We start from the raw sequence: 6,607 nt of genomic DNA, 5'->3' as shown, positions 1-6,607 counted from the left end.
GCAATCTCAAATGACTATGTGATTTCTCGCATGGCCACTTGTGATGCTGATAATCTTTGTGACTATCAGTCCGTACTCACAAGCACCCACACGAATTGCTTGATTCAATTTGTTAAAGAGCGTTTGGCTAAGAGCGTTTCATCTCAACCGAGGCGCGCATTCTACGCTTTCCTCATTTGCTGTCAAGTGTTTATTTTGAAGTTTTTGCCGAGAAACTCGTTTAGCTTCAAACACTTGACTCGCTGCGATCTCTCGTAGCGGGAGGCGAATCATACAGCGTTTAGAAGCGCTGTCAACCACCGTTTCAACCGCTATCGATCAGACGACCGAAGCATTTCCAGTACTACCTGGATCGATTAACTCATTGAATCTCAAGGAGTTTCTCGTTCCGACTACGCTGGAAGTGGGGCGCATTATAAGGGGATTCGAAGGCAGGTCAAGGCTTAATTTCATTTATTTGAAACATTTACGGAAACGACCCCATCAAGGCGGCCCCATCGCCGAGCACAATGAAAGACAAGCCGCTACGAAACCGCCCTGCCCCTACGCCCGATGATTCGCGGCACGCGCCGCGCCACCGCTGGAATCCGCAACACCATGAGTAAGCCAGCAATCCCCGCATAGATTGCCCACTCCCGCAGATCGGAGCGAACGATCCACAAAAAGTGCAGCAACCCCAGCCCGAGAATCACGTACACCAGCTTATGCAGTTTCTTCCAACGCGCCCCCAACTTGCGCTGGCTATAGCGATTGGATGTCACCGCCAAGGCCAACAAGCCAAGGAAGCCCAGCGCGCCCACAATTATGTAGGGACGCTTGCGCAACTCTACGGTCAACTGCCCCCAATCCAACCCGAGGATGAAGAACAGGTAGCAGAGGATATGCATCACGATAAAAGCAAAGCACCACAACCCAAGTTGCCGGCGCACCACGATCCAGCCCGACCACCCCGTCAACCGCTGCAGGGGCGTCATGCTCAGTGTCACCAGCAAAAAGGTGAGCGCGCCCAACCCGACGCGGTCCATCATGATCTTTCCTGGGTCCGGCCCCAGGAGGCCCATCGCAGCCTCGTACAACCACCACACAGGGAACAGGCAACCCACTACAAAGATGGCCAGGCGCAACCAGGGATAGCGCATCAGTAGTTCTTCCGCAGGTCGAGCCCGGTATACAGCGACGCCACCTCATCGGCGTAACCATTGAACATCTGCGTCTGCCGCACGTTGGGGCTGAACAGGCCGCTGGGCAGACGCCGCTCACGTGCCTGGCTCCAGCGTGGGTGGTCGACTTCAGGGTTCACGTTCGCATAGAAACCATACTCATCCGGCGCCAGCCCTTCCCAGGTCGTTTGCGGTTGCTCGGCCACCAAACTGATGCGCACAATCGACTTGATACTCTTGAACCCGTATTTCCAAGGCACCACCAAACGCAGCGGCGCGCCATTCTGGTTGGCCAATTCACGCCCATACATCCCTACCGCCAGGATGGCCAACGGGTGCATCGCCTCATCCAGGCGCAGCCCTTCTCTATACGGCCAGTCGATCAGGGCAAAGCCAGAACGTTGCCCTGGCATGTGCGCCGGGTCCTTCAAGGTCTCGAACCGTACATAACGCGCTTTCGACGTCGGCTCGACCTGCTTGAGCACTTGCGCCAACGGGAAGCCGAGCCACGGTATGACCATCGACCACGCCTCGACGCAGCGCAAGCGGTAGATACGTTCCTCGAGCTGGTAGGGTTTGACGAAGTCTTCCAGGGCATAACGCCCAGGCTTACCGACCTCACCATCGATCACCACAGACCACGGCTCGGTCTTCAGGCTAGCGCTATTGGCCGCCGGGTCGCCTTTGTCAGGCCCGAACTCATAGAAGTTGTTGTAGTGGGTGGCATCCTTGAACGGTGTGATCGCCTCGTCCTTGACGGTGACCGCCTGCCAGCGTGTGGCGGCAAGCTTGTCAGTGAACCAGCCTGGCGCAGCGCCCGCCTCGACATCGGCGTAACGGCTGGCCTCGGCTGCAGACCCCAGGGTCGGCAATGCGCCCAGGGCAATCCCGGCCAGGGAGCCACTTAGCAAGGTTCGGCGTGAAAGATAGATGCCTTCGGGTGTGATCTCCGATGCTTTGCAATCGGACGACCGGGGTAGCTTGATGAGCATGGACGGCTCCACAGCACTGGATAACGGATGTACCAGTAAGACTATGGAGCCGGAGGGTTATTCCACCATTAAATCTTTATCACGCTTTGCGTCGACGGCCACGCAGCAGGTACTGGATGGGCCCCGATGCCGCGTAGGCGAGGAAGATCAACAGCAGGATGCGTGGCGGGTCGCTGAATACCACGGCAAACACCAGCACCACCGCCAGGATCGCCACGAACGGCACACGGCCCTTGAGGTCAAGCTCCTTGAAGCTGTTGTACTTGATGTTGCTGACCATCAGCATGCCGGCGGCAGCCACCAGCAGCGCCACCAGGAACGACAGCTTGGAGCCCTGGATGCCATAGTCGCTGAACGCCCACACGGTACCGGCCACGACACCGGCAGCAGCCGGGCTGGCGAGGCCGATGAAATAGCGCTTGTCGGCAGTACCGACCTGGGTGTTGAAGCGCGCCAGGCGCAGCGCAGCACCGGCTACATAGATGAAGGCGACCATCCAGCCGACCTTGCCCATGTCACCCAGCGCCCAGCCGAACGCCAACAGGGCAGGCGCCACGCCGAAGGCAACCATGTCCGACAGCGAGTCGTACTCGGCACCGAAGGCGCTCTGGGTGTTGGTCATACGGGCAACACGACCGTCAAGGCCGTCAAGCACCATGGCAACGAAGATGGCGATGGCGGCGAAGGCGAAGTACTTGCTCGCCTCGCGTGGGTCGCCTGCGCTCAGGGCGCTCTGCGCGCTCATCGAGCTGATGATGGAGTAGAAACCGGCAAACAGGTTGGCGGTGGTAAACAGGTTGGGCAGCAGGTAGATGCCGCGATGGCGCACCTTGCGCCCTTCGGCGTCATGCCCTTCTTCAACGTGCTCATCGACAGGTAGCAGGCTTTCGGCGTCGGAGGGCTTGTTCGGCTCTTCGGGACGTTCGCTCATGGAGGGTACCTTGCAACAGGATGGAAAATGTTCGACACGGGCCCGCGAAACAGGTTCTGACGGCAGGCCACTGGTCTGCTTTATACCAGAAGCTGACTGCCAGAACGAAAAAACGCGGCCGAAGCCGCGTTTTTCATCTTTCGATAAGACTTAGTTCTTGGTCTTGTCGACGATTTTGTTAGCCGAGATCCACGGCATCATCGAGCGCAGCTGCTCGCCGATGATTTCGATGCCATGAGCGGCGTTGTTGCGGCGCTTGGCGGTCATCGATGGGTAGTTGGTGGCACCTTCGGAGATGAACATCTTCGCGTACTCACCGTCCTGGATGCGCTTCAGAGCGTTGCGCATGGCCTTGCGGGATTCTTCGTTGATGACTTCCGGGCCGGTGACGTACTCACCGTATTCGGCGTTGTTGGAGATCGAGTAGTTCATGTTGGCGATACCGCCTTCGTACATGAGGTCAACGATCAGCTTGAGTTCGTGCAGGCACTCGAAGTAGGCCATTTCTGGCGCGTAGCCTGCTTCGACCAGGGTTTCGAAACCGGCTTTGACCAGTTCGACCGTACCGCCGCACAGAACAGCCTGCTCACCGAACAGGTCGGTTTCGGTCTCGTCCTTGAAGGTGGTTTCGATAATGCCGGTACGGCCGCCACCCACGCCCGAGGCGTAGGACAGGGCGACGTTCTTGGCATTGCCGGAGGCGTCTTGGTAGATAGCGATCAGGTCAGGGATACCACCGCCTTTGACGAACTCGGAGCGAACGGTGTGGCCCGGGGCCTTCGGCGCGATCATGATCACGTCGAGATCGGCACGCGGAACGACCTGGTTGTAATGGATCGCGAAGCCGTGGGAGAAGGCCAGGGTGGCGCCTTTCTTGATGTTCGGCTCGATTTCGTTCTTGTACAGCTGGCCCTGGAACTCGTCCGGGGTCAGGATCATGACCAGGTCGGCAGCAGCGACGGCAGAGGCAACGTCGGTCACTTTCAGGCCATGGGCTTCCGCCTTGGCAACGGTGGCCGAACCTTTACGCAGACCGATGGTGACATCTACACCGGAGTCCTTCAGGTTGCACGCTTGAGCGTGGCCCTGGGAGCCGTAACCGATGATGGCGACTTTCTTACCCTGGATGATGGAAAGGTCGCAGTCTTTATCGTAGAAAACTTTCATGAAAATACCCCTGGTTATATCTCGGCCCCTGCGGAGCCATCGCTAATTTTTGAATTTAGATGCTGAGCACTTTGTCGCCACGGGCAATGCCGGTAACGCCACTGCGCACGGTTTCGAGAATCGATGCGGTGCCGATCGCCTGGATGAAGCTGTCCAGTTTGTCGCTGGTGCCGCTCAGCTGCACGGTGTACACGCTGGCGGTCACATCGACGATCTGGCCACGGAAGATATCCGTGGTGCGCTTGATCTCGGCACGCTGGGCACCGGTGGCCTTGACCTTGACCAGCATCAGTTCGCGCTCGATGTGAGCGCTTTCCGACAGGTCCACAAGCTTGACCACTTCGACCAGCTTGTTGAGGTTCTTGGTGATCTGTTCGATCACTTCGTCATGGCCAACGGTGGTCAGCGTCAGACGCGACAGGGTCGGGTCTTCGGTCGGTGCCACGGTCAGGCTTTCAATGTTGTAGTTGCGCTGGGAGAACAGGCCGACCACACGGGACAACGCACCGGGTTCGTTTTCCAGCAGCAGGGAAATGATGTGCCGCATATCAGGTACGCTCCGTCTTGCTCAGCCACATATCACGCATCGAGCCATCCTTGATCTGCATCGGATAGACGTGCTCGGTACGGTCAACCGCGATGTCGATGAACACCAGACGGTCCTTCATCGCGAACGCTTCTTCCAGCTTGGGCTTGAGGTCCTTCAGGCTGGTGATGCGGATACCCACATGGCCATAGGCCTCGGCCAGCTTGATGAAGTCAGGCAGCGACTCGACATAAGAGTGCGAGTGACGGCCGTTGTAGGCCATGTCCTGCCACTGACGGACCATGCCCAGCACGCCGTTGTTCAGGTTGACGATCTTCACCGGCAGGCCGTACTGCATGCAGGTGGACAGTTCCTGGATGTTCATCTGGATACTGCCTTCGCCAGTGACACAGGCCACGTCCTGATCCGGGAAGTTGAGCTTGACGCCCATGGCCGCCGGGAAACCGAAGCCCATGGTGCCCAGGCCACCGGAGTTGATCCAGCGGTTAGGCTTGTTGAAGCGGTAATACTGCGCCGCAAACATCTGGTGCTGACCCACGTCTGAGGTAACGAAGGCATCACCCTTGGTCACTTCGCAGAGGGTTTCGATCACGGTCTGTGGCTTGATGACATTGCCGTCGCCCCGGTCATAGGGGAACAGGTCGCCATTGCCACGCCATTCGTCGATCTGCTTCCACCAGGCATCGAGCGCCGCCTTGTCAGGCTGCTCGCCGATTTCCTTGAGGATGCCGAGCATTTCGCTGAGCACGCTGTCGACTGGGCCGACGATCGGAACATCGGCCTTGATCATCTTCGAGATCGACGCCGGGTCGATGTCGATGTGGATGATCTTGGCGTTCGGGCAGAACTTGGCCGGGCCGTTGACCACGCGGTCATCGAAGCGCGCACCAACGGCGAAGATCACGTCGGCATTGTGCATGGCCATGTTGGCGGTGAAGCTGCCGTGCATACCGAGCATACCGAGGAACTGGCGGTCGGTGCCCGGGAAGCCACCCAGCCCCATGAGGGTATTGGTCACCGGCAGGTTCAGCGATTTGGCGATCTCGGTCAGGGCTTCGGAGCCACCGCCCAGGATCACGCCACCGCCTGCGTAGACGATTGGACGCTTGGCAGCCAGCAGCATCTCGGCGGCCTTGCGGATCTGGCCGGAGTGGCCACGCACCGCTGGGCTGTAGGAACGCAGCTTGACCTTCTTCGGATAGACGTACTCGAACTTCTCGGCCGGGTTGGTCATATCTTTTGGAATGTCGACCACGACCGGGCCCGGACGGCCGGATTGCGCCAGGTAGAAGGCTTTTTTCAGAACTTCCGGAATCTCGGTGGCATGTTTGATCATGAAGCTGTGCTTCACGATCGGCCGCGAGATACCGATCATGTCAGTTTCCTGGAAGGCATCGGTACCGACCATGGTGCTAGGCACCTGGCCAGACAGGATGACCATCGGGATCGAGTCCATGTAGGCGGTGGCAATGCCGGTGATGGCGTTGGTTGCGCCCGGGCCGGAGGTTACCAGCACCACGCCGGCCTTGCCGGTAGCGCGAGCGTAGCCGTCCGCCATATGGGTAGCCGCCTGCTCGTGACGAACCAGGATGTGCTCGACTTCCGGTTCCTTGAACAGGGCGTCGTAAACATGCAGGAGAGCACCACCAGGGTACCCGTAGATGTGCTTAACGCCTTCGTCACGCAAAAAGCGGACGACCATCTCAGCGCCAGATAAAAGCTCCACGTTGTTCACCTCTAAAACGCCAGAATACCGCCCACCCGGGCGGGTCTTAATAGGTTTACTGCCAAGCAGAGCATGAGCGAACGT

6 protein-coding genes are annotated in these 6,607 nt (G+C 58.6%); all 6 read right to left on the bottom strand.

What is annotated here, in order from left to right; translation table 11 throughout:
* Positions 1 to 524: 524 nt before the first annotated feature.
* Positions 525 to 1,139: a protein-methionine-sulfoxide reductase heme-binding subunit MsrQ gene (gene msrQ / locus L6D80_RS16630; RefSeq protein WP_054903498.1), complete on the bottom strand. Its 615-nt coding sequence runs from the start codon at positions 1,137 to 1,139 to the stop codon at positions 525 to 527.
* The gene (gene msrP / locus L6D80_RS16625) at positions 1,139 to 2,152 is read right to left on the bottom strand and encodes a protein-methionine-sulfoxide reductase catalytic subunit MsrP (protein ID WP_176515025.1); all 1,014 of its coding nucleotides are present in this window, start codon (positions 2,150 to 2,152) and stop codon (positions 1,139 to 1,141) included. The genes msrQ and msrP overlap by 1 nt, the downstream gene beginning before the upstream one ends.
* A 79-nt stretch (positions 2,153 to 2,231) precedes the next feature.
* Positions 2,232 to 3,083 (bottom strand): CDP-diacylglycerol--serine O-phosphatidyltransferase, encoded by an 852-nt coding sequence (gene pssA / locus L6D80_RS16620; protein ID WP_016391826.1) that lies wholly within the window; start codon positions 3,081 to 3,083, stop codon positions 2,232 to 2,234.
* 150 nt (positions 3,084 to 3,233) lie between these two features.
* Positions 3,234 to 4,250, bottom strand: a complete 1,017-nt coding sequence (ilvC, locus tag L6D80_RS16615; protein ID WP_054903500.1) for a ketol-acid reductoisomerase — start codon at positions 4,248 to 4,250, stop codon at positions 3,234 to 3,236.
* 55 nt (positions 4,251 to 4,305) lie between these two features.
* Positions 4,306 to 4,797, bottom strand: a complete 492-nt coding sequence (gene ilvN, locus L6D80_RS16610; RefSeq protein WP_003250040.1) for an acetolactate synthase small subunit — start codon at positions 4,795 to 4,797, stop codon at positions 4,306 to 4,308.
* Between the two features lies 1 nt (position 4,798).
* Positions 4,799 to 6,523, bottom strand: coding sequence for an acetolactate synthase 3 large subunit (locus L6D80_RS16605; RefSeq protein ID WP_176515027.1), 1,725 nt, complete (start codon positions 6,521 to 6,523; stop codon positions 4,799 to 4,801).
* Between the last annotated feature and the right edge of the window lie 84 nt (positions 6,524 to 6,607).

The sequence above is a fragment of the Pseudomonas ceruminis genome, from assembly GCF_021602025.1.
GTDB classification, from domain to species: domain Bacteria; phylum Pseudomonadota; class Gammaproteobacteria; order Pseudomonadales; family Pseudomonadaceae; genus Aquipseudomonas; species Aquipseudomonas ceruminis.
The sequence above is the reverse complement of the archived record's forward strand: the minus strand, read 5'-3'. Positions and strand labels throughout refer to the sequence as shown.